The 26,551-nt window shown below is 73.1% G+C and carries 21 protein-coding genes; 9 read left to right on the forward strand and 12 right to left on the reverse strand.

What is annotated here, in order from left to right:
• The first annotated feature begins 2 nt into the window (after positions 1–2).
• Complete coding sequence (locus ACLQ2X_RS20645; protein WP_425682705.1) at positions 3–1,286, forward strand: nucleotide sugar dehydrogenase; 1,284 nt, start codon at positions 3–5, stop codon at positions 1,284–1,286.
• A 202-nt stretch (positions 1,287–1,488) separates the two neighbouring features.
• A complete protein-coding gene (locus ACLQ2X_RS20650; protein ID WP_425682706.1) occupies positions 1,489–3,237 on the forward strand; it encodes a CDP-glycerol glycerophosphotransferase family protein in 1,749 nt (582 codons plus the stop codon).
• A 71-nt stretch (positions 3,238–3,308) separates the two neighbouring features.
• Here the strand turns inward: ACLQ2X_RS20650 and ACLQ2X_RS20655 are convergent, their stop codons facing one another.
• Positions 3,309–3,851, reverse strand: a complete 543-nt coding sequence (locus tag ACLQ2X_RS20655; protein ID WP_425682707.1) for an acyltransferase — start codon at positions 3,849–3,851, stop codon at positions 3,309–3,311.
• Between the two features lie 201 nt (positions 3,852–4,052).
• On the opposite strand from ACLQ2X_RS20655, the gene ACLQ2X_RS20660 reads away from it, so the two are divergent.
• Both ACLQ2X_RS20660 and ACLQ2X_RS20665 read left to right on the forward strand, forming a co-directional pair.
• Positions 4,053–4,709, forward strand: coding sequence for a response regulator transcription factor (locus ACLQ2X_RS20660; RefSeq protein ID WP_425682708.1), 657 nt, complete (start codon positions 4,053–4,055; stop codon positions 4,707–4,709).
• A gap of 13 nt (positions 4,710–4,722) precedes the next feature.
• Positions 4,723–6,156 (forward strand): sensor histidine kinase, encoded by a 1,434-nt coding sequence (locus ACLQ2X_RS20665; protein WP_425682709.1) that lies wholly within the window; start codon positions 4,723–4,725, stop codon positions 6,154–6,156.
• Between the two features lie 6 nt (positions 6,157–6,162).
• Here ACLQ2X_RS20665 and ACLQ2X_RS20670 read toward each other — a convergent pair whose 3' ends face one another.
• From ACLQ2X_RS20670 to ACLQ2X_RS20685, 4 genes are all read right to left on the reverse strand, one after another.
• Complete coding sequence (locus ACLQ2X_RS20670) at positions 6,163–7,116, reverse strand: TAXI family TRAP transporter solute-binding subunit (protein WP_425682710.1); 954 nt, start codon at positions 7,114–7,116, stop codon at positions 6,163–6,165.
• 56 nt (positions 7,117–7,172) lie between these two features.
• Complete coding sequence (locus ACLQ2X_RS20675) at positions 7,173–7,820, reverse strand: hypothetical protein (protein WP_425682711.1); 648 nt, start codon at positions 7,818–7,820, stop codon at positions 7,173–7,175.
• Between the two features lie 106 nt (positions 7,821–7,926).
• Entirely contained in the window at positions 7,927–8,730 is an 804-nt protein-coding gene (gene yaaA, locus ACLQ2X_RS20680) for a peroxide stress protein YaaA (RefSeq protein ID WP_425682822.1), read from the reverse strand.
• Positions 8,731–8,746: 16 nt separating this feature from the next.
• Positions 8,747–10,351 carry a hypothetical protein gene (locus ACLQ2X_RS20685; protein WP_425682712.1) on the reverse strand — a complete coding sequence of 535 codons (1,605 nt, stop codon included), beginning with the start codon at positions 10,349–10,351 and terminating at the stop codon, positions 8,747–8,749.
• A 118-nt stretch (positions 10,352–10,469) separates the two neighbouring features.
• Between ACLQ2X_RS20685 and ACLQ2X_RS20690 the strand changes: the two genes are divergently transcribed.
• Positions 10,470–11,513 carry an App1 family protein gene (locus tag ACLQ2X_RS20690; RefSeq protein ID WP_425682713.1) on the forward strand — a complete coding sequence of 348 codons (1,044 nt, stop codon included), beginning with the start codon at positions 10,470–10,472 and terminating at the stop codon, positions 11,511–11,513.
• Between the two features lie 108 nt (positions 11,514–11,621).
• Here the strand turns inward: ACLQ2X_RS20690 and glgB are convergent, their stop codons facing one another.
• The 5 genes from glgB to glgA form a co-directional block, all read right to left on the reverse strand.
• On the reverse strand, positions 11,622–13,724 hold the full coding sequence (gene glgB / locus ACLQ2X_RS20695; RefSeq protein ID WP_425682714.1) for a 1,4-alpha-glucan branching protein GlgB: 2,103 nt from the start codon (positions 13,722–13,724) through the stop codon (positions 11,622–11,624).
• Entirely contained in the window at positions 13,712–15,808 is a 2,097-nt protein-coding gene (locus ACLQ2X_RS20700; protein ID WP_425682715.1) for a maltotransferase domain-containing protein, read from the reverse strand. The genes glgB and ACLQ2X_RS20700 overlap by 13 nt, the downstream gene beginning before the upstream one ends.
• 101 nt (positions 15,809–15,909) lie before the next feature.
• Positions 15,910–16,755: an SDR family oxidoreductase gene (locus ACLQ2X_RS20705; RefSeq protein ID WP_425682716.1), complete on the reverse strand. Its 846-nt coding sequence runs from the start codon at positions 16,753–16,755 to the stop codon at positions 15,910–15,912.
• A 366-nt stretch (positions 16,756–17,121) separates the two neighbouring features.
• Positions 17,122–17,850: a class I SAM-dependent methyltransferase gene (locus ACLQ2X_RS20710; protein WP_425682717.1), complete on the reverse strand. Its 729-nt coding sequence runs from the start codon at positions 17,848–17,850 to the stop codon at positions 17,122–17,124.
• 19 nt (positions 17,851–17,869) lie between these two features.
• The gene (gene glgA / locus ACLQ2X_RS20715; RefSeq protein WP_425682718.1) at positions 17,870–19,063 is read right to left on the reverse strand and encodes a glycogen synthase; all 1,194 of its coding nucleotides are present in this window, start codon (positions 19,061–19,063) and stop codon (positions 17,870–17,872) included.
• Positions 19,064–19,156: 93 nt separating this feature from the next.
• Between glgA and glgC the strand changes: the two genes are divergently transcribed.
• Together glgC and pgm are read left to right on the forward strand one after the other, a co-directional pair.
• The gene (gene glgC / locus ACLQ2X_RS20720; RefSeq protein ID WP_425682719.1) at positions 19,157–20,389 is read left to right on the forward strand and encodes a glucose-1-phosphate adenylyltransferase; all 1,233 of its coding nucleotides are present in this window, start codon (positions 19,157–19,159) and stop codon (positions 20,387–20,389) included.
• A 34-nt stretch (positions 20,390–20,423) separates the two neighbouring features.
• A complete protein-coding gene (gene pgm, locus ACLQ2X_RS20725; protein WP_425682720.1) occupies positions 20,424–22,067 on the forward strand; it encodes a phosphoglucomutase (alpha-D-glucose-1,6-bisphosphate-dependent) in 1,644 nt (547 codons plus the stop codon).
• A gap of 3 nt (positions 22,068–22,070) precedes the next feature.
• Here pgm and ACLQ2X_RS20730 read toward each other — a convergent pair whose 3' ends face one another.
• Entirely contained in the window at positions 22,071–23,000 is a 930-nt protein-coding gene (locus ACLQ2X_RS20730; protein ID WP_425682721.1) for an NAD(+)/NADH kinase, read from the reverse strand.
• A gap of 107 nt (positions 23,001–23,107) precedes the next feature.
• Between ACLQ2X_RS20730 and wecB the strand changes: the two genes are divergently transcribed.
• Complete coding sequence (wecB, locus tag ACLQ2X_RS20735) at positions 23,108–24,232, forward strand: non-hydrolyzing UDP-N-acetylglucosamine 2-epimerase (RefSeq protein WP_425682722.1); 1,125 nt, start codon at positions 23,108–23,110, stop codon at positions 24,230–24,232.
• Here the strand turns inward: wecB and ACLQ2X_RS20740 are convergent.
• The gene (locus tag ACLQ2X_RS20740; RefSeq protein ID WP_425682723.1) at positions 24,180–25,637 is read right to left on the reverse strand and encodes a hypothetical protein; all 1,458 of its coding nucleotides are present in this window, start codon (positions 25,635–25,637) and stop codon (positions 24,180–24,182) included. The two genes, wecB and ACLQ2X_RS20740, sit on opposite strands and share 53 nt — an antisense overlap.
• 216 nt (positions 25,638–25,853) lie before the next feature.
• Between ACLQ2X_RS20740 and ACLQ2X_RS20745 the strand changes: the two genes are divergently transcribed.
• Complete coding sequence (locus ACLQ2X_RS20745) at positions 25,854–26,507, forward strand: hypothetical protein (RefSeq protein WP_425682724.1); 654 nt, start codon at positions 25,854–25,856, stop codon at positions 26,505–26,507.
• Positions 26,508–26,551: the final 44 nt, after the last annotated feature.

Genomic DNA, 26,551 nt, shown 5'->3' on the forward strand with positions numbered 1-26,551 from the left:
TCATGAACATCTGCGTCGTCGCGCTCGGCAAGATCGGTCTGCCGCTGGCCGTGCAGTTCGCGTCCAAGGGGCACCGGGTGATCGGCGCCGACGTCTCCGAGCGGGTCGTCCAGCTGGTCAACGACGGTGCCGTGCCCTTCCCGGGTGAGACCGACCTGGACGTCAAGCTGAAGGAGACGGTGGCCGCCGGCCTGCTGTCCGCCACCACCGACACCGCGGCCGCGGTCGCCGAGTCAGAGGCGGTCGTCGTGGTCGTGCCGCTGTTCGTGGACGCCGACGGCGTGCCGGACTTCGGCTGGATGGACGACGCCACCCGGGCCATCGCCCGTGGCCTGAAGCCGGGCACGCTTGTCAGCTACGAGACGACCCTGCCGGTCGGTACCACCCGCGACCGTTGGGCGCCGATGCTCGCCGAGGGCTCCGGCCTCACCGTCGGCACCGACTTCCACCTGGTGTTCAGCCCCGAGCGGGTGCTCACCGGCCGGGTCTTCGCCGACCTGCGCCGCTACCCGAAGCTGGTCGGCGGCATCGACGAGGCGTCGGCCGCGCACGGTGTCCGGTTCTACGAGGCGGTGCTCGACTTCGACGAGCGGGCCGACCTGGACCGGCCCAACGGCGTGTGGGACCTCGGCTCGGCGGAGGCGTCCGAGCTGGCCAAGCTCGCCGAGACCACCTACCGGGACGTGAACATCGGCCTGGCGAACCAGTTCGCCCGCTTCGCCGACACCGTCGGCGTGGACGTGACCAGGGTCATCGAGGCGTGCAACACGCAGCCGTACAGCCACATCCACTCGCCGGGCATCGCGGTCGGCGGCCACTGCATCCCGATCTACCCGCGGATGTACCTGTGGAACGACCCGGCCGCCACCGTGGTGCGTTCGGCCCGCGAGGCCAACGCGGCCATGCCCGACTACGCGGTCGACCTGCTCGCCGCCGCGTACGGCGACCTGACCGGGGTCGGCGTGCTGGTGCTCGGCGCCGCCTACCGCGGTGGCGTCAAGGAGACCGCCTTCTCCGGCGTCTTCCCGACCGTGGCGGCGCTGCGGCAGCGGGGCGCCGTGCCGTACGTGTCGGACCCGATGTACAGCAACGAGGAACTGGTCGCGCACGGCCTGCCCGGTTACGACGGCGAGCCGGTCGGTGCCGCGGTGATCCAGGCCGACCACGCCGAGTACCGCACCCTCGCGCCGGCCGACCTGCCGGGTGTGACGGTGCTGGTGGACGGTCGCCGGGTCACCGATCCGGCGCGCTGGACGGGTGTGCGTCGGGTGGTCATCGGCGGCTGATCCCGCCGCGCTCGCGGGCCCCGGTCGTCGGTGACGGCCGGGGCCCGTCGCGTGTGGCGGCCGTCACCGACGACCGGGACATCGTCGTGCGTCGTTCACCTTCCGGACACCCCGGCAATACTTGTGTCATGTGGCCCATCTAGGGTCGCAGCCGTCCGTATCGAACCCCACCGACCTCGTGGGGCAGACAGGGAGCGTGTCGTTGTTCAGCAGAGTACGCAGCCAGCAGGGTCTCGCCGCGGTGGGCGCGACGCTCCTCGGCTACGCGGTCATGGTGCTGTCCGGGATCCTCGGCCTGGTGATCCCGTACGCGGTGGCCGGTGCGGTCGCCATCGCCGGTGAACTGGCCCTGGGCCGGCGGCACGGCGCGACCGCCGAACTGCTGGACAAGGCCGGTCTCGGGGCGGTCTTCCGGCGGCTGGTGCGGGACCTGTCGGTGGTGCTGCTGGTGGTCGCCACGGTCCGCCCCGGCGTGGCCGGCACGATCGCGGTGCTGCTGCTGCCCGCCGCGCTGTGGACCGTGGCGGTGGGCACCAGCGCGATCACCAGGGTCGTCGAGGGGCGGGTGGACACGCCGGCGTACACCCGCAACATCGACCTCGGTGCGTTGCGCCGGGTTCCGGTCCCGCCGGCCTGGGCGCGGGCCCTGTCCGGGCTGCGGATGCCGCTGCTCAACGTGGCGCTGGTGCCGGCGGCCGTGGTCGCCGCCCTGCTCGACCGGGCCGCCCCGGTGGTGGTCACCGGCGTGGTGACGCTGGTCGCGGGCCTGGTCACCGCCGCGGCGTTGGCGTCCGCCGCGCTGCGCGGCCGGGGACCGAGCCCGGGTGTGCTGCCCGGTGTGCACGACTGGCTGGCCCGTGAGCGGCCGGAGGTGGCGCTCTATTTCGCCGGCCCGGCCAAGGACGTCTACCAGGCCAACATGTGGCTCGCGCCGGTGGAGGCGACGGGCCGCCGCGCGGTGGTGCTGCTGCGCGCCGCGGACGCGTTCACGGAGTTGGCCGACACCCGGCTGCCGGTGATCTGCGTGCCGGCCGGCGTGGACTTCATGAACCTCGACCTCGGTTCGCTGCGGGTGGCCCTGTACGCGGCGAACGTCGGCGCCAACATCCACCTGCTGCGGGAGCCGGGCGTGAAGCACGTCTTCGTCGGCCACGGCGACAGCGACAAGCAGGCCAGCGTCAACCCGTACAGCAAGGTGTACGACGAGGTGTGGGTGGCCGGGCCGGCCGGCCGGGAGCGGTACGCCCGGGCCGGGGTCGGTGTGCTGGACCGGGACATCGTGGAGATCGGCCGGCCGCAGCTGGCCGGGGTGCACACGTTCGGCTCGGGTGCCGCCGACCACCGGTTCACCGTGCTCTACGCGCCGACCTGGGAGGGGTGGCTCGACGACGACCCGTACCACACCTCGCTGGTGCTGATGGGCGAGCGGATCGTGTCGAACCTGCTGGCCGCGGGGAACGTGCGGGTGATCTACAAGCCGCACCCGTTGACCGGCAGCCGTTCGCCCAGGGCCCGCGCCGCGCACGAGCGGATCGTGGCCCAGGTCCGGGCGGCCGGCGGCCAGAGCGACCCGGCCGCGCTGGACAACGCCGCGCACCTGGTGGTGACCGGGCGCACGCCCGGGCTGTTCGACTGCTTCAACGTCACCGACCTGCTGGTCAGCGACGTGTCCAGTGTGGTCTCCGACTTCGTGCAGAGCGAGCGGCCGTACGTGGTGGCCAACCCGGCCGGCCTGCCGGAGGACGAGTTCCGCCGGCAGTTCCCGACCGCGCGGGCGGCCTACCTGCTCTCCACCGACTGCGGTGAACTGGCGAAGATCCTCGACGTGACCCGGGCCGGGGACGACCCGATGACCGGGGCGCGGCGGGAGTTGAAGGAGTATCTGCTCGGCCCGGCGGGGGCCAACCCGATGGACCGTTTCCGGGACGAGGTCGGCCGGCTCTGCGGCTGAACCGTGGCGACGACGCGGGGCGACGACCGAACCCGGTCGTCGCCCGTCGCGTGGTCGGCCCCGTCGCGCGGTCAGCCCTGGTGCGGCGGGTTGTCCACGTCGCGGGAGACGACCTCACCCTTGGCGTCGACCCAGCCCTTCGGCCGGGCCGGGTTGCCGGCCACCAGCTGGTACGGCTTGACGTCCCGGGTCACCACCGAACCGGCGGCGATCATCGCGTACTCGCCGACCTCGATGCCGCAGACCAGCGTGGCGTTCGCGCCGATCGAGGCGCCCCGGCGAACCATGGTGGGGGTGATCGTCCAGTCCGGATTCTGGGCGCGGGGGCGGAAGTCGTTGGTGAAGACCGCGCAGGGTCCGACGAACACCTCGTCCTCGATGGTCACGCCCTGGTAGACGGACACGTTGTTCTGGATCTTCACCAGGTCGCCCACGGTGACACCCGCGTCCACGTACACGTTGCGGCCGATCACGCAGCCGGCGCCGACCTGGGCGGTCGACCGGATGTGGGCCAGGTGCCAGACCTTCGTGCCGTCGCCGACCTGGGCGCCGGACTCCACGTCGGCCGTCGGGTGGACGAAGACGGAGGCGGACCGGTCCTTGCTGTCAGTCATCTCAACTCGCATCATGGCAGGGCGCGTCGGGCGCCGTCGGGCGGGCTCGACGCAGCATAACGACCGGTCACCCGAGCGGTTCGCCCACCGCGTGGCGGGCGGGGGCCGGGTGGCTCACCACCGCGGCCCGCAGCGGCTCGCGTCCGGGGGGCGCGTCTGCCACCATTCGCAGGGCAGCACATCGAGCGGACGGAGTTGACGGTGCGCATCCTCCTGGTCGAGGACGACCGTCGCGTCGCCGCAGCCCTGTCGTCCGCGCTGACCCGCCGCGGCTACCAGGTGGAGCACGCCCCCACCGTGGCGGCGGCGCTGTCGGCCGCCCCCTGCGACCTGGTGCTGTTGGACCTGACACTGCCCGACGGCGACGGCACCGACCTGTGCCGCGAGCTGCGCCGGCGCAGCAGTCAGCTCGGCATCATCGCGGTGACCGCGCGCGGCGAGGAACGCGACCGGGTGTTGGGCCTGCGCCTGGGCGCCGACGACTACGTGGTGAAGCCGTTCTCGATGGTGGAGTTGCAGGCGCGGATCGAGGCGGTGCTGCGCCGGGCCGCGCGTGCCGCGCCCGAGCGCAACCTCATCGAGGCCGGGCCGGTCCGCATCGACGTGGACGGCCGGACGGTGAGCGTGGCCGGTCGGGAGGTGGCGCTCACCCGCAAGGAGTTCGACATCCTGCTCTCGCTCGCCCGCCAACCCGGGGCGGCCGTGGCACGCGACCGGATCCTGCTCGACGTGTGGGGCACCACCTGGGCCGACCGGCACACCGTGGAGGTGCACGTCGGGTCGCTGCGCGGCAAGCTGGGCGACCCGACGCTCGTGGAGACCGTGCGCGGGGTCGGCTACCGGCTCCGGGGCGCGTGAGGGGAGGGGGCCGGTGCGCCGTCGACTGGTGATCAGCTACCTGCTGCTGATGGTGTTGGTGCTGCTGGCCCTGGAGACCCCGCTCGCGGCGACGCTCGCCTCCCGGGAGACCGACCGGGTACGCGCCGACCGCCTGGCCGACGCCACCCGCTTCGCCTCGCTGGCCGGGCCGGCGTTGCGCGGCGGCAGCCCGGGCCCGCTCGACGGGGAACTTGCCGCCTACGACGCGCTCTACGGCATCAGCGCGGCGGTGGTGGACCGGGAACGCCGTACCGTGGTCGCCTCGTCCGGCTGGGAGCCGGGCTCGGGCGCCGGGCCGGCCCTGGACACCGCGCTGTCCGGGCAGCAGTTCAGCGCCCCCGAGTCGATCCTGCCGTGGGCGGGCGAGCCGGTGGTGACGGCGGTGCCGATCAGCGACGGGGGCGAGGTGCTCGGCGCCGTGGTCACCAGCAGTCCGGCGGACGACGTACGCCGCAGCGTCACGCAGTGGTGGCTGGCGCTGGCCGGCGTCGGCCTGCTGGCGGTGCTGGCCTGCGTCTCCACCGCGTTCGGGCTGGCCGGCTGGGTGCTGCGCCCGGTCACCGAGCTGGACACGGTGACCCACGAGATCGCCGAGGGTCGCCGCACCGCCCGGGTCCGTCCCCGGCTCGGCCCGCCCGAACTGCGCCGGCTGGCGACCAGCTTCAACGACATGGCCGACGCGGTGTCCGACGTGATGGACCGGCAGCGTGCCTTCGTCGCGCACGCCAGCCACCAGCTCCGAAATCCCCTTACCGCGCTGCGGCTGCGGGTGGAGGAACTCGGGCCCAGCCTCGCCGACCCGGACGGCCGGCTCGAGCACCTGCTGGCACTGGAGGAGACCGATCGGCTGGCCACCGTGCTCGACGCGCTGCTCACCCTGGCCCGCGCCGAACGGGAGGAGAACCAGCGGGTCACCGTGGACGCCACCGCCGCGGCCGCCTCCCGCGTCGCCGCGTGGAAGCCGCTGGCCCGGCACCGGGCGGTCGTCCTGCGACTCGACGCCACCGACACCCCGGCGTACACCCGGACCGTGCCGACCGCCATCGACCAGGCGTTGGACGCCCTGATCGACAACGCGGTGAAGTTCAGCGGCACCGGGGGAGAGGTGACGGTGGCCGTACGCCCCGCCGACGGCGGGACGACCCTGACCGTCTCCGACACCGGCCCCGGCATGACGGCCAGCCAGCTCGACCAGGCCACCGAGCGGTTCTGGCGGGCGCCGGACGCGCAGAACGTCGAGGGCGCCGGGTTGGGGTTGACCATCGCGGCGGTGCTCGTGGACGCGTCCGACGGGCGGCTCACCATGCGTCGCGGTGAACCCCGTGGCCTGGTCGCCGAGCTGTGGTTCCCGGCGTCGGACGAGGACCCGGGCGTCGTCGGCGGGCCGGTGGCCGCGCAGCGCGCGGACGAGCCGGTGGGCCGCTGACCCGGTTCAGGGCTTCGCCGCGCGATACCAGTCGGCGGCGCCCGGATGCAGCGGCAGCGGGGCGGTGACGATCGCCGACCGGGGGCTCATCCGACCGGCCGCTGGGTGCGCCGCGGCCAACTCCTGACGGCGTTCCATCAGCAGCCGGGTCACCTCGTGGACCAGTCGGGCGGGCAGGTCGGCACGGACGATCAGATAGTTCGGGTTCGCCACCGTGCTGACCGGTTGCACCTGGTACGCCGACTGGGGAATGTCCCGGGTCACGTAGACCTGCCCGTACGCGCGCCGCAGCGGGTCGGTCCAGTCGCCCAGGTCGACGATCCGCAGCGAGGTCTGCTGGGCCAGGTCGGCGACGCCGCGCACCGGCAGGCCGCCGGAGAAGAAGAACGCGTCGATCCGCCCCTCCCGCAGGGCGATCACCGAGTCGTCCAGCCCGAGGTGCTCCCGGCGTACCCGGTCCCCGTCGAGTTGCGCCACGGCGAGCAGACGGGTGGCGGTGATCTCGGTGCCCGAGCCGTCGGCGCCCACCGACACCCGACGCCCGCGCAGGTCGGCGACCGTACGGATGGGGCCGCCGGCGGTGGTGACCAGGTGCAGCAGGTCGTCGTACACCCGGGCGACGGCGAGCACGGTCGGGTGGTCGGGTCCGCGCGGAGGCAGCACGTCGGCCTGGGTGAAGGCCAGCTCCGCCTGGCCCGAGCCGACCAGCCGGACGTTCTGCGCCGAGGCGGCGGTGACCACCGCCTCGGCGCGTACCCCGGGCAGGTCGCGGTTGAGCAGGGCGGCCAGCGACTGGCCGAAGGCGTGGTAGACGGCGGTCGGGCTGCCGGTGGCGATGCGGATCCGGGTCGGCTCGGCCGGGGTGTCCCGGCAGCCACCGAGGCCGGCGCAGAGCAGCAGCGCCAGCGCGAGCGGGGCGGCGATCCGGCGCCGCACGCGCACCGGCCAGTGTCGGCTCACGGGCTGCACTCTGCGCCGTGCGCCGCCGCCGCGCAAGCCCGGCCGCCCGCCGGCGGTCAGCCGGTCGGGGCCAGCTCCGCGCTTTCGGTGATCCGGGCCCGGTGCTCTCCGTTGGGCACCACCACCAGGAAGCAACCCGCGCCCGGTCGCAGCGCCGTCGGTACGTCCAGCAGCGCCGCGCCGCGCACCAGCACCGCCGCCAGGTCCCGGTCGGCGAGCCGGATGCCGAGGCAGTGCCGGCGGACGTGCCGGCCCCCGGCGAGCAGCGCCGCCCGCCAGGCCGCCGCGGCCAGCCGGGACCACCGGAGCCGCCGCGCCGCCGAGGCGCCGGGGAACGGACCGCCGAGCAGTTCCCGGCGCCCGCGCCGCCAGCCGTCGGCGAGCAGGGCCGCGTACGTCGGCCGGTGCTCCGGGGGCACCGACAGCCGGTGCAGTTCGTAGCGGCGGCGCAGGCCACCGGTGGTCAGTCCCTGCCCCACCGGCACGTCGAGGCGGTCCAGCAACTGCCGCATCCGGTGTGCCGCGTCCGCCCGGTTGAACTCGGCGACCCCGCTGCGGTAGGGGTCGGCGTCGGCGCGACGGGGGACGGGCGGTGGTGTCGAGCAGCGCACCATGCAGGCGAGTTCGAAGGCGTCGGTGACGGTCAGCCAGTCCAGCGGCGTCGGGTGGGGTGGGTCGAGCAGCGTTGCGGTTTCGGCGAGCATCGGGGTGCTCCTCGCTCAGAGTCGGGGTGCCTCTACCGTTGTCCCCTACTGGCGGGTCGGGAACGTCTGCGCCGCAGCCTTGAGCAAAACTTGCGGGAATCTCGGCTCAGAGTTCGGTGACCACCAGGTCGAGCTGCCGGGGCCGGCCGGCCACCGGGGGTGCCTCCTCCACTGTGTACTTCAGGTCCCGCAGCACGCCCACGAGCGCGTCGGCGCCGCGCGGCCGGGCGTCGGCCAGCAGGAGGTCCCGGACCAGCCGCCCCTTGGTGGCCTTGTTGAAGTGGCTCACCACCGACCGGGTCGGCGTGCCGTCCACGGACCGCTCGTGCAGCACCCGCACGGTCACCGTGCGCTCGGCGAGCGCCCCGCGCGGCGCCCAGGTGGCCGCGTACGCGCCGGAGCGCAGGTCCAGCACCGGCCCACGGCCCACCGCCGTCGCCATCGCCGGAGCGAGCGCGGCACGCCAGTACGCCGACAGCGCCCCGATCCCCGGCAGGCGCACCCCGATCGGGCAGCGGTACGGCGGGATGCGGTCGGCGAGGCGGACCGCGCCCCACAGACCGGAGCTGATCAGCACGCTACGGCGGGCCGCCCGCTGCGCGGCCGGGGGCAGCGTGTCCAGGTCGAGCGCCTCGTAGAGCACGCCGGTGTAGAGCCGTCCGGCCGGCGCGGTCGCCGCGGACCGCAGCCGGGCGTTGCGCCGCAGCTCGTCGCGCTGCCCCTCGCTCAGGCCCAGGGCCTGCCGGGCCGCCGCCTCGTCCGGGCTGGCGCACAGGTCGACGAGCGCACCCAGGACCGCCTCCCGGGCCGGGTTCAGCTCGGTCAGCGACAGCCGGGACAGGTCCAGCCGCCGGCCGGTCCCGACCTCGGCCTTCCCCTCCGACGGGGGCAGCAGGATGAGCACCGGCACAGCGTACGGGCCGGGTTCAGCGCCACGGCCGTACGGCACGGTCGGGGTGGTACAGGCGACTGTCGCCGACCCGGGCCACCACCGCCGCGTCGGCCCGCCCGCCCAGCGCCCGGCGCAGCGTGCGCTCGGCCGGGGAGCCGACACCCACCACGTACCCGGGGCGGTCCGCCCGGGCGACCCGCCGCCAGTACGCCGGATAGCGGTTCTGCCCGGGGCGCAGGGCATCGTCCAGCACCCCGCAGGCCACCGCCTCGCCGGTGTTGAAGACCAGCCGGTGGCAGGTCCAGTAGTCCCCGTACACCTCGTGCAGTCCGGCCCGCAGCACCGTGTCGGCGAGCCGGCGGGCGGTGCGTTCCTCGGACCGGACGCCCGGCACACCGGCCAGGAACGTCACGGTGCCGGCCAGCGTGGCGGCGGCCAGCCCGGCCAGTACGGCGGCGGCGGTGGCCCTGCCGATCCGGGCGGCCCGGCCGGCGACGGACCGCACCGGGTGCGCGGCGGCCAGCCAGAGCGGCCACAGCACCGCGGGCAGCGAGACCTGCAGCACCGACAGGTAGCGGGCGTTGCCCAGCGGGTCGGTCGCGGCCAGCGGGCTGCGCACGTACACCAGCAGGGTCGCGGCGGCCCCGGCGACCAGGGCGAGGATCGCCGCGGCCCGGACCCGCGCGGCGTGGTCCGCGGCCCGGCGGTACGCGAGCAGCCCGAGCACGGCGGCGGCCACCAGCAGCACCGGGTAGAGCAGCCCGAACCACCGCGCCCACGGCGCGCAGCCGTCCATCGGGCACAGGCCGGACGCCAGCGGCACCCCCTCCAGCAGCCCGCCGCGCAGCCGCTGCGCCACCGACGGCACCACCCCCTCCTTCGTGCTGATCTCCCGCAGCACGGACAGCGAGTCCTGCCCCGCCGGCGCCACGATGTTGTCCTTGACCACCGGCGCGATGCCGACCACGAACCCGGCCACCAGCAGCACGCCCGGCCAGCCGACCAGTTCCCGGGGCACGGCCAGGACCAGCACCACGCCGGCAGCCAGCAGGTACGGCGCGATCAGCCAGTCCGACCACAGCGCCAGCCCGGCGAGCAGCCCGAACGCGCCGGTGGCCAGCCAGCGGTGCCGCAGCCGCCCCGCGCCGAGCGCGACCGCGACGAGCAGCAGCACCAGCACCACCGGCTTCACCTCCGGCCGGCCGCCGACCGCGGTGAGCTGGTCGCGGACCACCCGTTCCGAGCCGAGCGCCAGCAGGCCCACCACGGCCACCGCCAGCCAGGGGGAGAACAGCCGGCGGGTCGTCAGGTACGCCAGCCATACGAAGATCCCGTACAGCACCAGCACCGGCAGCCGCAGCAGCGGCCAGCTCGGCCCGGCCACGCCGACCAGCGGTGCGGCCAGGTACGACTCCAGCACCCCCATGTAGTGCTGGCCGTAGAGGAACACCGGCCGTTCACGGCCCTCGGCGATGTGCAGCGCGGCCAGCCCGAACGTGGCCTCGTCGCTGTTCGAGGCGGGCACCGTGAGCAACGTCAGCACCAGCCGGTAACCCACACCGGCGGCGCCGAGCAGCGCCGCCGCCCACGCCGCTGCGTCCGGACGTCGTCGTACCCGGTCCCGTTCCGCTGTCGACACGACCAACGCCCCCGTCGCCGCCTCGACCGAAGTCTGTCACGGCGGTGGGCCGCCCGAGGGCCGATCGGCGTGGATCACTCGCGTGGCCGGCCCCCGCAGGTTGTGGCACTGTTGCAGCGTGCCGCCAACATCACCGAACCAACTGGCCGTGCCCCAACTGCACCGCGCCGCGCGCCTCGAGGACGCCCTGCACGGCCTGGTGGAACGGCGCTTGCGGCGCACCGGGTGGCAGCCCAACATCGTCGCGTACGCCGGCTACGGCGCCCCGGGTTGGGCGCGCGTGCTCTGCCGGGTGCTGCTGGGCCGGCCGGACACCCGGCGACGCGGCCGGGTGGACAAGGTGCGGGGCTGGCGCAGCTTCGCCACCCTGCCCGCCAAGCACATCCGGGTGACCGTGGAGGCCAACGGCGTACGCCAGGAGGTGACCGCCGACCGCAGCGGTTTCATCGACACGGTGATCGAGGGCGACTTCACCCCCGGCTGGGGCTGCGTACGCCTCAGCGTCCCGGACGCCGAGCCGGTGGAGGCGCTGGTGCGCGTCCTCGACCCGACCGTCCGGTTCGGCATCATCTCCGACATCGACGACACGGTCATGGTGACGGCGCTGCCCCGGCCGCTGCTGGCCGCGTGGAACACGTTCGTCCTCGACGAGCACGCCCGCAACGCCGTGCCCGGCATGGCGGTGCTCTACGAACGCCTGGCCACCGCCCACCCGGGCGCGCCCGTGTTCTACCTCTCCACCGGCGCCTGGAACGTCGCGCCGACGCTCACCCGGTTCCTGTCCCGGCACCTCTATCCGGCCGGGCCGCTGCTGCTCACCGACTGGGGGCCGACCGCCGACCGCTGGTTCCGCAGCGGCCGGGAACACAAGCGGGCCACGCTGGCCCGACTGGCCCAGGAGTTCCCCGAGGTGCGCTGGCTGCTCATCGGCGACGACGGGCAGCACGACCCGGAGATCTACCGGGAGTTCGCCGCCGCGCACCCGGAGAACGTGGCCGGGGTGGCGATCCGGCAGCTGTCACCGACGGAGTCGGTGCTCGCCGGCAGCCTGCCCGCACCCGCCGAACGGTCGTCGTCCTCGGGCCCGGTGGGGCAGAAGTGGCTGAGCGCCCCCGACGGCGCCGGCCTGTGGAAGCTCCTGCGCGAAGCCGACCTGGTCTGATCGCCGGGCGTGCTGTCGCTCAGCCGGCAGCCCCGGCCGGGCGGCTACCGCCCGGGGTCGGCCGCCGACCGGAAGCCCGCCGTCACGTGGCGGGCTCGCCGCGCGCGGTCAGGCCTGGTGCAGCCAGAGCACGCCCAGCGGTGGCACCCGAAGCGCCGCCGACGCCGGCAGCCCGTGCCACGGCACGTTCTCCGCGTGCACCTCGCCCAGGTTGCCCACGCCGGACCCGCCGTAGTGGTGGGCGTCGGTGTTCAGCGCCTCGGCCCACGTCCCGCCGGCCGGCAGGCCGATCCGGTAGTCCTCCAGCGGGGCCGCGGAGAAGTTCGCCACGCAGACGAGCGTCTGGCCGTCCGGAGCGATCCGGATGAACGACACCGCGTTGTTGGCCACGTCGTCCCCGGCGATCCAGCGGAAACCCGCCGGGTCGGTGTCCTGCGCCCAGAGCGCCGGAGTCTCCCGGTAGACCCGGTTCAGGTCGGCCACCAGCCGTTGCACGCCGGCCCGGGCCGGGTCGTGGGTCAGGTACCAGTCGAGGCCGCGCTCCTCGCTCCACTCCCGGTCGTCGGCCAGCTCGCAGCCCATGAAGAGCAACTGCTTGCCCGGGTGCGCCCACATGTACGCCAGCAGCGCCCGGGTGTTGGCCAGCCGCTGCCACGTGTCGCCGGGCATCTTCCCGGCCAGCGAGCCCTTGCCGTGCACCACCTCGTCGTGGCTGATCGGCAGCACGTAGTTCTCGCTCCACGCGTACGCCAGGGAGAACGTGAGCTGGTGGTGGTGGTGCTGCCGGTAGATCGGGTCCTTCGAGGTGTAGAGCAGGGTGTCGTGCATCCAGCCCATGTTCCACTTGAAGCCGAACCCGAGCCCGCCCTCGAAGGTCGGCCTGGTGACGCCGGGCCAGGCGGTGGACTCCTCGGCGATCATCAGCGCGCCCGGGTGGTGCCGGTAGACGGTGGCGTTGACCTCCTGGAGGAACGTGATCGCCTCCAGGTTCTCCCGGCCGCCGTGCACGTTCGGGGCCCACTGCCCCTCCGGCCGGGAGTAGTCCAGGTAGAGCATCGAGGCGACCGCGTCGACCCGCAGCCCGTCGACGTGGAACTCGTCGAGCCAGTACAGCGCGTTGGCGACCAGGAAGTTGCGCACCTCGTTGCGGCCGAAGTCGAACACGTACGTGCCCCAGTCGGGCTGCTCGCCGCGCCGCGGGTCGGGGTGCTCGTAGAGCGGGGTGCCGTCGAAGCGGGCCAACGCCCACTCGTCCTTCGGGAAGTGCGCCGGCACCCAGTCCAGGATCACCCCGATGCCGGCGGCGTGCAGCCGGTCCACCAGGTGACGGAAGTCGTCCGGGTCGCCGAACCGGGAGGTCGGCGCGTAGTAGCCGGTGACCTGGTAGCCCCACGAGCCGCCGTACGGGTGCTCCATCACCGGCAGGAGCTCCACGTGCGTGAAGCCCATCTCGACCACGTACGCGGTGAGCTGCTCGGCCAGCTCCCGGTAGCCGAGGCCGGGCCGCCACGAACCCAGGTGCACCTCGTACACGCTCATCGGCTCCTGGTGCGGCGCCTGCCGGGACCGGCGTGCGAGCCAGTCCGCGTCGCCCCACTCGTACCGGGACTCGTGCACCACCGACGCGGTGGCCGGCGGCACCTCGGCGCGCGCGGCCATCGGGTCGGCCTTGTCCCGCCACCGGCCGTCGGCGCCGAGGATGCGGTACTTGTAGCGGCTGCCCACCGGCACGCCGGGCACGAAGATCTCCCACACGCCGGTGGCGCCGAGCGACCGCATCGGCCAGCCGTCGTCCGGGCCCCAGCCGGTGGCGTCGCCGACCAGCCGCACGCCGCGCGCGTTGGGCGCCCACACCGCGAACGCGACACCGCCGTCGCGGACCCGGGCGCCGAGCGCCGACCAGAGCCGCTCGTGCCGGCCCTCGCCGATCAGGTGCAGGTCGAGTTCGCCGAGCGTCGGCGGGTGACGGTACGGGTCGTCGTGCGTCGTGCCGTCCACGTCCAGCCGGTAGTCGAGCACCTCGCCCGGCAGCACCGCCTCGAACACACCGGCGTCGTGCACCCGCTTCATCGGGTGCGGCTCGCCGTCGACGAGCACCGCCACCTCGCCGGCGCCCCGGCGCAGCGTGCGGATGACGGTGTTCCCGTCGGCCGGGTGCGCCCCGAGCACGGCGTGCGGGTCGGGCAGCGCGCCGGCGATCAACTGGTCCATCGGGTGTCGTCCTTGTCGGCCGGTGCGGTCGGGGCGGTGCCGCCGGACAGGTCGGCGGGTACGTCTTCGACGGTCAGGTCGGGCGCGGCCGGGTGGGCCGGCTCGGCGGGCTCCGGCGCCGCCGGGCGGCGCACGGTGAGCACGTGCGCCGGTTGCAGGTACGGGTCCAGGCGCACCGCGTTGCGCTGCCCCCAGTCGTACTCGGCGCCGGTCAGCTCGTCGCGCACGGTGAACCGTTCGTGCCAGTCGAAGCCGAGCGCCGGCATGTCCAGCGTGGTGTTGCCCCACTGCACGGTGCGGGAGTCGAACGAGCAGACCACGATCACCGTGTTGCCGGTGTCCGGGTCGTGCTTCGACCAGCACAGCAGCGCCGGGTTGTCGATGTCGTGGAAGCGCAGGTTGCGCAGCTGGTGCAGGGCCGGGTTGTCCCGGCGTACCCGGTTGAGCGTGGTGACGAACGGCGCCAGCGAGCGGCCCTGCGCCAGCGCGGCGTCCCAGTCGCGGGGCCGCAGCTCGTACTTCTCGTTGTCCAGGTACTCCTCGGCGCCGGGGCGCGCCACGTGCTCGAACAGCTCGAACCCGGCGTACATGCCCCAGGAGGGGGAGAGCAGCGCGGCCAGCACCGCCCGGATCTTGAACATCGGCGGCCCACCGTCCTGCAACGAGGAGTGCAGGATGTCAGGCGTGTTCGGCCAGAAGTTCGGCCGCATCCAGTCCACCGAGGCGACCAGTTCCTCGCAGTACTCGCGCATCTCGGCCGCCGTCGTGCGCCAGGTGAAGTAGGTGTACGACTGGGTGAAGCCGACCCGGCCGAGCCCGTGCATGATGGCCGGCCGGGTGAACGCCTCGGCCAGGAACAACACGTCCGGGTCGACGCTCTTGACCTCGGCGATCAGCCAGTGCCAGAAGTCGAACGGCTTGGTGTGCGGGTTGTCCACCCGGAAGATGCGGATGCCCTCGCCGACCCAGTGCAGCACCACCCGCAGCACCTCGGCGCGGATGCCCTCCGGGTCGTTGTCGAAGTTCACCGGGTAGATGTCCTGGTATTTCTTCGGCGGGTTCTCCGCGTACGCGATGCTGCCGTCGGCGCGGGTGGTGAACCACTCCGGGTGCTCGGTGACCCACGGGTGGTCCGGCGCGCACTGCAACGCCAGGTCCATCGCCACCTCCAGGCCCTGCTCGGCGGCGGCCGCGACGAAGTCGCGGAAGTCCTCCGGCGTACCCAGGTCGGGGTGGATGCTGTCGTGGCCGCCCTCGGCCGCGCCGATCGCCCACGGCGAGCCGACGTCGTCCGGCCCGGCGGTGAGCGCGTTGTTGCGGCCCTTGCGGTTGACCCGGCCGATCGGGTGGATCGGCGGCAGGTAGAGCACGTCGAAGCCCATCGCGGCGACGCCCGGCAGCCGGTCCGTCGCGGTGGCGAACGTGCCGGACCGGGCCGGCGCGTCGACGGTGGCCGGAATTGCGCCCTCGGAGCGGGGAAAGAACTCGTACCAGGCGGAGAAGAGCGCCCGGGGCCGGTCCACCCAGAGCGTGCGCTCCTCGCCGGTGGTGACCAGCCCGCGCACCGGGTGTTCCCAGAGCAGGTCGGCCAGGTCCAGCGCCGCGGCAACCCGCCGCGGCAGGTCCAGTTCGTCGTCGGCCAACGCCACCGCGGCCTCGCGTACCCGGTCGCGGTCCGCCTTCGGCACCAGGTCGAGCGCGGCGGTCAACACCCGCGCGCCCTCGGCCAGGTCGTTGGCCAGCTCGGCCGCGCCCTGGCCGGCGGCGAGCTTCTTGGTGACCGCGTTCTGCCAGGTCAGGTACGGGTCTCCGAACGCCTGGACGGTGAAGCGCCACAGGCCCACCGCGTCCGGGGCGATGGTGGCGTGCCAGCGGTCCTGCCCCGGCTCGCCGGGACGCATCCGGGTGAACGGGCGGGCCGCGCCGTCCGGACCGAGCCAGACCACGTTGCACCCGAGCGCGTCGTGGCCCTCCCGGTACGCGCGTGCCGACACCGGCACGACCTCGCCGACCACCGCCTTGGCCGGGTAGCGACCGCAGGAGACGACAGGGGAGACGTCTTCGATCGGGAACCGTCCAGTCACCCGCCCAACCTACTGCGCGAGATCCTTTCGCGCTCGGTTGCTCGCTGCTTCCACGGTGACGCGCCGGGCCCGGCCGCGCCCGGGTGGGCGGGCCTGCCGGGTCAGCGCCGGGCCCGCCACGCCCTGGCACGCCGCACGTAGCGCAGCACCCCGGCCGGCCCGGTGGAGACGGGCCAGTCGTCGGTGCGGAAGTAGGCGTCCGAGCCGCCGTCCAGGAAGATCACCGAACCGCAGAGGAAGTCGGCGGCCGGAGACAGCATGAACGCCACCCACTCGCCGACGTCCGCCGGCCGGCCGCGCCCGCCGATCGGCACCGGCAGCCCTTCGACCGACTCCTTCTCACCCCGGGCGATCTGCTCTTCCAGCAACGGGGTGGCGATGATGCCGGGGGCCAGGACGTTCACCCGGATGCCGGCGCCCGCCCACTCCGGCGAGATCGCGGCGCGGCGTGCCCACCGCGTCACCGCCAGCTTCGAGCTGGCGTACGCGAACGGCGCCGAGCGCTTGCCGAAGCGCCCCACCGCGCGTAGCGCCCTGCCGGCGTCGCGGTCGAGCAGGGCCCGCACGGCGCGCTCCGGCACCATCGGGGTGAGCGTGACCGAGTTCGAGCCGAACACCACGACCTTGCTGTCGTCGGCGGCGGCCAGCGCCGGTCGCCACGCCTCGAGCAGCTCCACCACGCCGAAGAAGTTGACCTGCTGCACGAGCCGGTCCCGGCCGGGGATGCCGCCGAGCCCGGCGGCGCAGACCGCCCCGTCGAGCCGCCCCCCGGCGCGCTCCAGCACCTCGGTTGCCGCAGCCGCGCGCCCGGTCGGCGTGGAGAGGTCGGCGACAACCTCCACGTCCCGCAGGTCCACGCCGACGACGGTGTGCCCGTCGCGCCGCAGCCGCTCGGCGGACGCCCGGCCCATGCCCGAGGCCGCGCCGGTCACCGCGTACGTACCCATGTCGGTTCCTCTCCGCTTCGCCGACGGTCGGTCCGGACCGGCCTCGTGCGTCTTGCCGGATGCTGGCATGCCCGGCGGCCCCGGGTGCGGCGATCGGGACAGGACGACCCGGACGGCATGCAGGGTGCCGGCCACGGGTCGCAGCTTCGGGTTCGGCGTCACCGTCGGGTCGCCGTAGTAGCGGTCGTACCCGCCGGCGCCACGCGCGAAGTCGTCGTCGACCCCGGCCGCGGCGGGCTGGTTGAACCGCGCCAGGGTGGTGCCAGCGCGTCGGCTTCCACGCCCATCGACCGCGGCCGACGGCCACGTGACCCGCGCGCGGATCCAACCGGTTTGCCCCGGACTTTCTCGCCTGAGAGCCCGCGCCTAGGTCGTCCGCTGCGCGACGAACACGAACTCCCGACCGGGGCGGTCAGGCGCCTCCCGCACGTCGAGCACTCGGTATCCGGCGGCGGTCAGACTCGACTCGACCTCGTCGCGCTCGCGGAACCGCAGCGTGGAGTCCGACGTGACCACTGCCCCGTCGGCCAGGAACCGGTAGGTGAAGCGGAAGGAGACGAACGGCAGGTCGATCGCGGTGACCTGAAAACGCCGTTCCACCCGTCCGACGCCCGGGACGGATCGGATGACCGGGTCGGCATCCGTCGCCCACTCCTCCCAGGCGCGGTGTTCGGGACGCCGGGTCTCGAAGACGAGATGCCCCTCCGGTCGGAGCGCGGCGTGGATGCTCTGGAGCGTCCGTCCCCAGTCGGCATCGGTCAGGAACACCTGCGCCACGTTCCCGGTCATCGTGGCCAGGTCGGCGTCGAGCGCGGGCAGCGCCGTGGCCTCGCCGTGGATCCAGTGGGCCGTGCCGGCCCCGTCCTTGGCCCGCGCGACATCGAGGGACGCCTCGGCCGGATCGACGCCGACGACCGCGTGTCCATGCCGGGCCAGCAGGACCGCCAGCGACCCTGTCCCGCAGCCCACGTCGAGCACCGTGCGGGCGCCCAGCTCACGGGCGAGCGCGAGGTAGGCGACCAGGTCGTCCCGGTCGGAGTCGAAGGCGTCGTAGACCGGCGCGAGGCGCGGATGGGCGAAGATCGCATCGGGCATCCGGCGACCATGCCCTTCCTTACAGCCCCGCCGAGCGGTACACCTCGATCGTGCGGTGGGCGATGGCGTCCCAGGAGAAGTGCTCCACCGCGCGCCGCCGCCCGGCCGCCCCGAACGTCGCGATCCGCTGCGGGTCGGCCAGCAGTTCGTTGATCCGCCCGGCCAGGTCGGCCACGAAGCGCTCCGGGTCCAGCGGGGTGCCGGAGCCGTCGCCGGCCTGCTCGATCGGCACCAGCAGCCCGGTCTCGCCGTCCGCGACCACCTCCGGGATGCCGCCGGTCGCGGTGGCCACCACGGCCGTCTCGCAGGCCATCGCCTCCAGGTTGACGATGCCCATCGGCTCGTAGACCGACGGGCAGGCGAACACGGTGGCGTGGGTGAGCACCTGGATCACCTCGTGCTTGGGCAGCATCTCGGCCACCCACACCACGCCCGACCGGTTCGCCCGCAGGTCGGCCACCAGGCCCTCCACCTCGGCGGCGATCTCCGGGGTGTCCGGCGCGCCGGCCAGCAGCACCAGTTGGGTGTCCGTGGGCAGTTCCCGGGCCGCGCGCAGCAGGTAGGGCAGGCCCTTCTGCCGGGTGATCCGCCCGACGTAGACCACGCTGGGCCGGTCCGGGTCGACGCCGAGCCGGTCGAGCACGTCGGTCTTGCGGTCCGGGGCGTACTGCGCGGTGTCGATGCCGTTGTAGACCACCCGGACCCGGTCCGGGTGCACCGCCGGGTAGGCGGTCAGCACGTCGCGGCGCATCCCCTCGCTCACCGCGATGATCGCGTCGGCCGACTCGAACGCCGTCCGTTCGCACCAGGAGGACAGCGCGTAGCCGCCGCCGAGCTGCTCGGCCTTCCACGGTCGCAGCGGCTCCAGGCTGTGCGCGGTCACCACGTGCGGCACCCCGTGCAGCAGCTTCGCGGTGTGCCCGGCCAGGTTGGCGTACCAGGTGTGGCTGTGCACCAGGTCGGTGCCGGCGCAGCCCGCGGCCATCTCCAGGTCCACGCCCATGGTGCGCAGCGCGGCGTTCGCGCCGGCCAGCCCGACCGGCTCCGGGTACGCGGTGACGCCGGCCTCGTCGCGCGGCGCGCCGAAGCAGTGCACCCGTACGTCGGCGAGCCGACGCAGCTCGCGGGCCAGGTACTCCACGTGCACCCCGGCGCCGCCGTACACCTCCGGCGGGTATTCGCGGGTGAGCAGGTCGACGCGCAACGGTGACATGCCCGCACCCTAGTGCAGGCGGTCGGCTCACACCGGGTGCCCAAGTCGGCCGTCCGAGTGGTGAAGTCGCTGCCGGGTGGTTAGCGTCTGGGCATGGCTGCCAAGGTGCTCGCGATCGTCCTGGCCGGCGGGGAGGGCAAGCGCCTGATGCCCCTGACCACGGACCGGGCGAAGCCGGCCGTCCCGTTCGGCGGGATGTACCGGATGGTGGACTTCGTCCTGTCCAACCTGGCGAACGCCGGCTTCCTGAAGATCGTCGTGCTGACCCAGTACAAGTCGCACTCGCTGGACCGGCACATCACCAAGACGTGGCGGATGTCGACGTTGCTCGGCAACTACGTGACGCCGGTGCCGGCGCAGCAGCGCCGCGGCCCGTGGTGGTTCTCCGGCTCGGCCGACGCGATCTACCAGAGCTTCAACCTGATCAACGACGAGCAGCCCGACTACGTGATCGTCTTCGGCGCCGACCACATCTACCGGATGGACCCACGGCAGATGGTCGAGGCCCACATCGCCTCCGGCGCCGGGGTGACCGTGGCCGGCATCCGGCAGCCGCTGTCCATGGCCGACCAGTTCGGCGTGATCGAGGTCGGCGAGGACGGCCGGCGCATCCGCGCGTTCCGGGAGAAGCCCACCGACGCGGTGGGGCTGCCCGACGCCCCGGAGCAGATCTACGCCTCGATGGGCAACTACGTGTTCACCACCCGGGCGCTGTGCGAGGCGGTGGAGCGCGACGCGGCGGACAAGACGAGCAAGCACGACATGGGCGGCAGCATCATCCCGATGCTCGTCGAGCGCGGCGAGGCCAACGTCTACGACTTCCGGGACAACGAGGTGCCGGGCAGCACCGACCGGGACCGCGGCTACTGGCGCGACGTGGGGACGCTCGACTCCTTCTACGACGCCCACATGGACCTCATCAACGTGCACCCGGTGTTCAACCTGTACAACTTCGAGTGGCCGATCTACACCGAGCAGCCGCCGTACCCGCCGGCCAAGTTCGTGCACGCCTGGGGTGAGCGGCTCGGCCGCGCGGTCAGCTCGATGGTGTCGCCCGGCTCGGTGGTCTCCGGCTCGCTCGTGGAGAACTCCATCGTCTCGCCGAAGGTGAAGGTGCACTCCTGGGCGCACGTGGACGGCGCCGTGCTGATGGAGGGCGTCCAGATCGGCCGGCACGCGGTCGTGCGGCGGGCGATCCTGGACAAGAACGTGCACGTCCCGGAGGGCGCCGAGATCGGCGTCGACCTGGAGAAGGACCGCCAGCGCTACACCGTGTCCGACAACGGAATCGTCGTCATCGGCAAGGGCCAGCGCGTCGAGTCCTGAGCAGTCCCACCGAAGCATCGAGGAGGATCCCGCAGTGGCCCACCCCCGTGCCGGCCGACCGGCCGAGCCCGCCGACCTCGTCGACGTGCCCCGGTTGGTCACCGCCTACTACGCCGAGCATCCGGACCCGGACGACCCGGCGCAGCAGGTCTCCTTCGGCACGTCCGGGCACCGCGGGTCGAGCCTGCGTAACGCCTTCAACTCCGACCACATCCTCGCCGTCACCCAGGCGCTCTGCGACTACCGGCGGGAGCAGGGCCTGGACGGGCCGCTGTTCCTCGGCCGGGACACCCACGCGCTGTCCGCCCCGGCCGAGGTCGACGCGCTCGAGGTGCTCGCCGCCAACGACGTCACCGTGCTGCGCGACAGCCGTGACGGCTACACGCCGACGCCCGCCGTGTCGCACGCCATCCTCACCCACAACCGGGGACGCGCGAGCGGTCTGGCCGACGGCATCGTGATCACCCCGTCGCACAACCCGCCGTCCGACGGCGGATTCAAGTACAACCCCACCCACGGTGGGCCCGCCGACTCCGACGTCACCGGGTGGATCCAGGACCGCGCGAACGCGATCCTCGCCGCCGGGCTCAAGGAGGTGAAACGCGTCCCGTACGCGCGGGCCCGCGCCGCCGACACCACCGGGGAGTACGACTTCCTCGCCCGTTACGTCGACGACCTGCCCGCCGCGATCGACATCGACGCGATCCGTGACGCCGGGGTGCGCATCGGCGCGGACCCGATGGGCGGGGCGAGCGTGGCGTACTGGGGGGAGATCGCGCAGCGGCACCACCTCGACCTCACCGTGATCAACCCGACGGTCGACCCGACCTGGCGGTTCATGACGCTCGACGGCGACGGCAAGATTCGGATGGACTGCTCCTCGCCGAACGCGATGGCCTCGCTGATCGCCGCCCGAGGCGACTACGCGGTCTCCACCGGCAACGACGCCGACGCCGATCGGCACGGCATCGTCACCCCCGACGGCGGGCTGATGAACCCCAACCACTACCTGGCGGTGGCGATCGGCCACCTGTTCCGTACCCGGCAGCGGTGGGGTCCGGACGCGGCGGTGGGCAAGACACTCGTGTCCTCCTCGATGATCGACCGGGTCGCGGCCGACCTGGGCCGCCCGCTGCTGGAGGTGCCGGTCGGGTTCAAGTGGTTCGTGCCGGGCCTGCTCGACGGCACGGTCGGCTTCGGCGGCGAGGAGAGCGCCGGGGCGTCGTTCCTGCGCCGAGACGGCGGCACCTGGACCACCGACAAGGACGGCATCCTGCTCTGCCTGCTCGCCGCCGAGATCATCGCCACTACCGGGCGTACGCCGAGCGAGCACTGGGCCGAGCTGGCCGACCGCTTCGGCGCCCCCGCGTACGCCCGGATCGACGCCCCGGCGGGCCGGGAGGAGAAGGCGGTGCTGGCGAAGCTGTCACCGGAGCAGGTGAGCGCGACCGAGCTGGCCGGCGAGCCGATCACCGCGATCCTCACCACCGCCCCCGGCAACGGCGCGGCGATCGGCGGGCTGAAGGTGACCACCGGGTCGGGCTGGTTCGCTGCCCGGCCGTCCGGCACCGAGGACGTCTACAAGATCTACGCTGAGTCGTTCCAGGGGCCGGAGCACCTGGCCCGGATCCAGGAGGAGGCCAAGGCGCTCGTCGACGGGGCGCTCGGCGGAGCGTGACGCTCACCGGGGCGAGGGCGGCACCCGCCTGTTGAACTGCTCCCGCAGCCCGTCCGGCAGCAACTCGCGCAACTGCTCCGGCAGCAGGGGCAGGTCGAGCAGGCTCAGCTTGAGCTGGTTGCGTTCCTGGTGCCGGCGCGGGTCGAGGCGGACCACCTGGCCGGCGTCGGGCACGTACCGCACCTGCACCGCGTCGCCCTCGCCGGCGTCCCGGACGATCAGGCCGTCCATCTCCACGGCCACCGGCGCCGAGTCGGCGCGCAGTTCGAGGCGAACGGTCTCCGAGGCGGCGAGCACCACCGACCGGGAGATGCCGGCCATCGGCGCGGAGGGCGTCACCACCACGGCGTGGCTGGCGGGGGAGACCAGCGGTCCGCCGGCCGCGTAGTTGTAGGCGGTGGAGCCGGTGGGGGTACTCACCACCAGCGCGTCGCAGCGGTAGAACCCGTACCGCTGGCCGTCGATCGCCAGCGTGGCGGTGACGAAACCCGCGCCGGGGCGGCGGACCAGGGCGATGTCGTTGAACGCCACCACGTCGTCGCCGCAGACGTCGCAGGCCAGGCAGGCGTGCGACTCGACGGTGTAGTCGTGGGCGACCAGCCGTTGCAGCGCGTCCGGCAGTTCGGCCGGCGCCACCTCCACCAGGAAACCGAGCCGACCCAGGTTGACCCCGAGGACCGGCCGCGGGTCGTGCACCGCCGAGCGCAGCGCACCCAGCATGGTGCCGTCCCCGCCGATGCTGATCAGCGCGTCGCACCGGGCGACGAACTGGTCGGCGGGCAGGGCCGCCACCGACGGGGGCACCCGGTGGTGGTCCTCCGCGCGTACCGCCAGGGTCCGGCCGTGCTGGTCGGCCCACCGAACGATGATCCGGACCACGTCGGAGACGTCCCGGGTGGGATGCAGGACCAGTCCGAACACATATCCCGCCACCGGCACAGCTCACCACAGCGTCCGGGCACCCGGAGTAACTCCGTCGAGGATCTCTCGTTGAGGCGACAGTGGCGATGGCCGCGTTTGTGGGTACGGACGGGGGACGCATGACTCGCGTGATGACGGTGGTCGGCACCCGACCGGAGATCATCCGGCTGGCCCGGGTCCTCGACCGACTGGACCGGACCGTCGACCACGTGCTCGTGCACACCGGGCAGAACTGGGATCCGGCGTTGTCCGAGATCTTCTTCACCGAGCTGCGCCTGCGGCCGCCCGACCGCTACCTGAACGTGGACACGTCCTCGCTGGGCCGGGTCCTCGCCGGGGTGCTGACCGGTGTCGAGCAGGCCGTCGCGGAGGTGCGTCCGGACGCGTTGCTGGTGCTGGGCGACACCAACAGCTGCATCGCCGCGCTGATCGCCCGGCGTATGCGGGTTCCGGTCTATCACATGGAGGCGGGCAACCGGTGCTTCGACCTGAACGTGCCGGAGGAGACGAACCGGCGGCTGGTCGACCACGTCGCGGACTTCAATCTGGTCTACACCGAGCACGCCCGACGGAACCTGCTGGCCGAAGGGCTGCACCCGCGCCGGATCCTGCACACCGGCTCGCCGATGCGGGAGGTGCTGGAGCACTACCTGCCGGACGTCGAGCGCTCGACGATCCTCGACCGTCTGCTCGTGTCGCCCGGCGGATACTTCCTGGTCAGCGCGCACCGGGAGGAGAACGTCGACCGGCCGGACCGACTCAACCGGCTGCTGGAGTGCCTGCGGGCCGTGCAGGACGAGTGGCGGTTGCCCGTGCTGGTCTCGACCCACCCGAGAACCCGTAAGCGGCTGGAGGCGCTCGCCCCCGACCCCACCGTGCTGGACGGCATCGCCTTCCACGAGCCGTTCGGCCTGATCGACTACGTCCGCCTGCAACGGCAGGCGCGCTGCACGCTCTCCGACAGCGGCACGATAAGCGAGGAGGCCGCCATCCTCGGCTTCCCGGCGGTGACGTTGCGGGACTCCATCGAGCGACCCGAGGCGCTGGACGCCGGGGGCATCGTGATGACCGGGCTCGACCCGGCGGGCCTGGTGGAGGCGATCGGGGTGGTGGTCGAGCAGGTGGCGGCGGAGGGGGTGCCCTGCCCGGCCGACTACCGGGTCACCGACACCTCCCGGCGGGTGGTGGACTTCATCCTTTCGACGGTCCGCCGTCATCATGAGTGGGCGGGCATCCGCCGCTGACGTCTCGGGCGGCCGCCGCGGTAGCCCGCTCAGTTCTCCGAGCGGTGGCGCTCACCTGCTGGAGCTGGGCCAGCCCGGTCGTGGCGGTCCGGGCCGGCTGCTGCGCCGTGGCCGATGCCGGGCGCGTGTGTGCCCGCCGGCGGCGTGACAGCGCCACAACCGCGATGACCGCCGCCGTGGACACCTCCGCCACGGTGGTCGCGCCGGCCGTCCCCGCCGGACCGAGGTGGGGTAGCTGTACCAGAAGCGTGGTTCCCAGCAGCGCGGCCGGCAGCAGCGTCAGGCGTGTCGCGCCGGGGTAGTCGCCGTCGCCGAGGCGGTTGAGGATGACGGCACGGCTGACCGTCATGAAGGGCAGGGCCACCAGCAGGAGCTGCAACCAGCCGGTGGCAGCCTCGGGCAACCGTAGTAGTTCGGTGCAGATCGGGCCGGCGAGCACGAGACCGCAGGCGGCCGTGACCGTTGCCGCGGCGACGACCATGAGTTCGCTCTCCCAGCTGGTCGGTCCGCCCACCGCAAGTCCGTGTCGCCGACGCACCCGCACCGCCATCGGAACCTGAAGCCCGCCGTAGAGCACCACCGCCATCGCCTGGTACACGGCGTAGACCGCGCCGTAGATGCCGACGGTGTGCGGTGACGCTGCCATCGATAGCAGAACGCCTCCGCCGCGTCCGGTGAAGGCGTCGCCGAGGCTCAACACCATCAGGTTGCGGTTCAGCCGAAAGGCGGTGAAGGCCGTGCGGACCGAGATTCCTCTCCAGATCGGCGTTCGCCCGCTGACACCCCGGCAGGCCAGCACCTCGCCGACGGCGAGCTGGGTGAGCACGCCGACGGCGAGGGCCACGGTGAGCGGGACGTTCGTGAGTAGCAGCGCCAGCGCCAGGCCGCGACCGGTGACGGTCACCACCGCACCGGCGACAAACCTGAACTGACGGGTCAGGTCGGCGGTCAGCAGTTCGAACAGGTTGTTTCCAACGGCCATCACCGCGGCGGCGGCCAGCGCGACGACGTCGTAGCCCCGCTGGCCGTACACGGCGGTGAGACAGCCGGCGGCCATCAACATCACGGGTATCGCGATCACGATTCGCTGACAGCGCACCGCCTGGCGCTCGTGGTCGTCTCCGGCGGCGTACAGCAGCGACGTCCCACCGGCCACCAGCACGGCCACGCCAGCCAGGGCCGACCCCATGACGGTGTAGGCGGCGATCTCGCCGGTCTGCCCGGCGCGGGCGCTGAGGGCCAGCATCGTGGCGTTGAGAAGGGCGCCCGCGAGCGCCGACGACGCCGTGATGATGGTGTAGCGCCGAGTTCGCGACAACTTGCCGACGCCGCGCAGCCCGGTGGCGCTCAGTTCGCCGGGATCGGTTGGAGGCGCTGGGAATACATGTCGTGCGGGTCCGGTCACCGGCGGCCCTCCACCTCGGGGCGTGCGATCCCGCCCTCAGGGACGCAGGTTCCTGATTTGTACCAGATCGGCCAGTTACAGGAGGGCCGATGTGAATTTATGGGGTTCTCCCGGCGCGATCTGCGGAAAATGCTGACGATTTGAGTGCAGCAATCGCCATTTGTCCGGCAAGCCGAAACGTCGTACCGCCCTTGGTCGTTGGAGAAAAAGTGCCGGGTGCTGCTCGGCCCAAGCGCATCGTCGGAGGCGAGCTTGCGAACCATTCGACATTGGACTCCCGGCTACGTCCTGCACCGCTCCCGCGAGTGGGCCTACCGCCATAGCCATCCGGGCACCCCATGGCTGACACCGCGGGCGACGGAGCTGCTCGACCAGATGCTGCTGCCCACGGATCGAGGGCTCGAGTTCGGGTCCGGATGGAGCACCCGGTGGTTCGCCCAGCGGATCCACCATCTGGTGAGCGTCGAGCACGACCAGACCTGGCACCACGCGGTTTCCCAGCAGCTCAAGGACGACGCGGTCGACAACGTGGACCACGTCTTCGTGCCGGAGACGGACGGCGGTGGCAGCGAGTACGTCGGGGTCGCCGCGCGATTCGCCGATCAGAGCCTCCATTTCGTCCTCGTGGACGGGATCTACCGCGACCACTGTGCCCGCCGGGCGCTGCCGAAGATCGCGGCGGGGGGCATGTTGGTGATCGACAACGTGAACTGGTTCCTCCCTTCCAACTCGCGGTCCCCGCACTCGCGATCGCCCGCCGACGGGGCCGCGAACGAAGTGTGGCAAGAGGTCGCCGAGACCGTGGCCGGCTGGCGCACCATCTGGACTTCCTGCGGCGTGACGGACACCGCGATCTTCGTGCGGCCCTGAACACCGTTCGGCCGTCGTCGGCAGTCCGCACACCCCACATCACC

This window comes from Micromonospora sp. DT31 (assembly GCF_049841795.1).
Taxonomy (GTDB): Bacteria; Actinomycetota; Actinomycetes; order Mycobacteriales; family Micromonosporaceae; genus Micromonospora.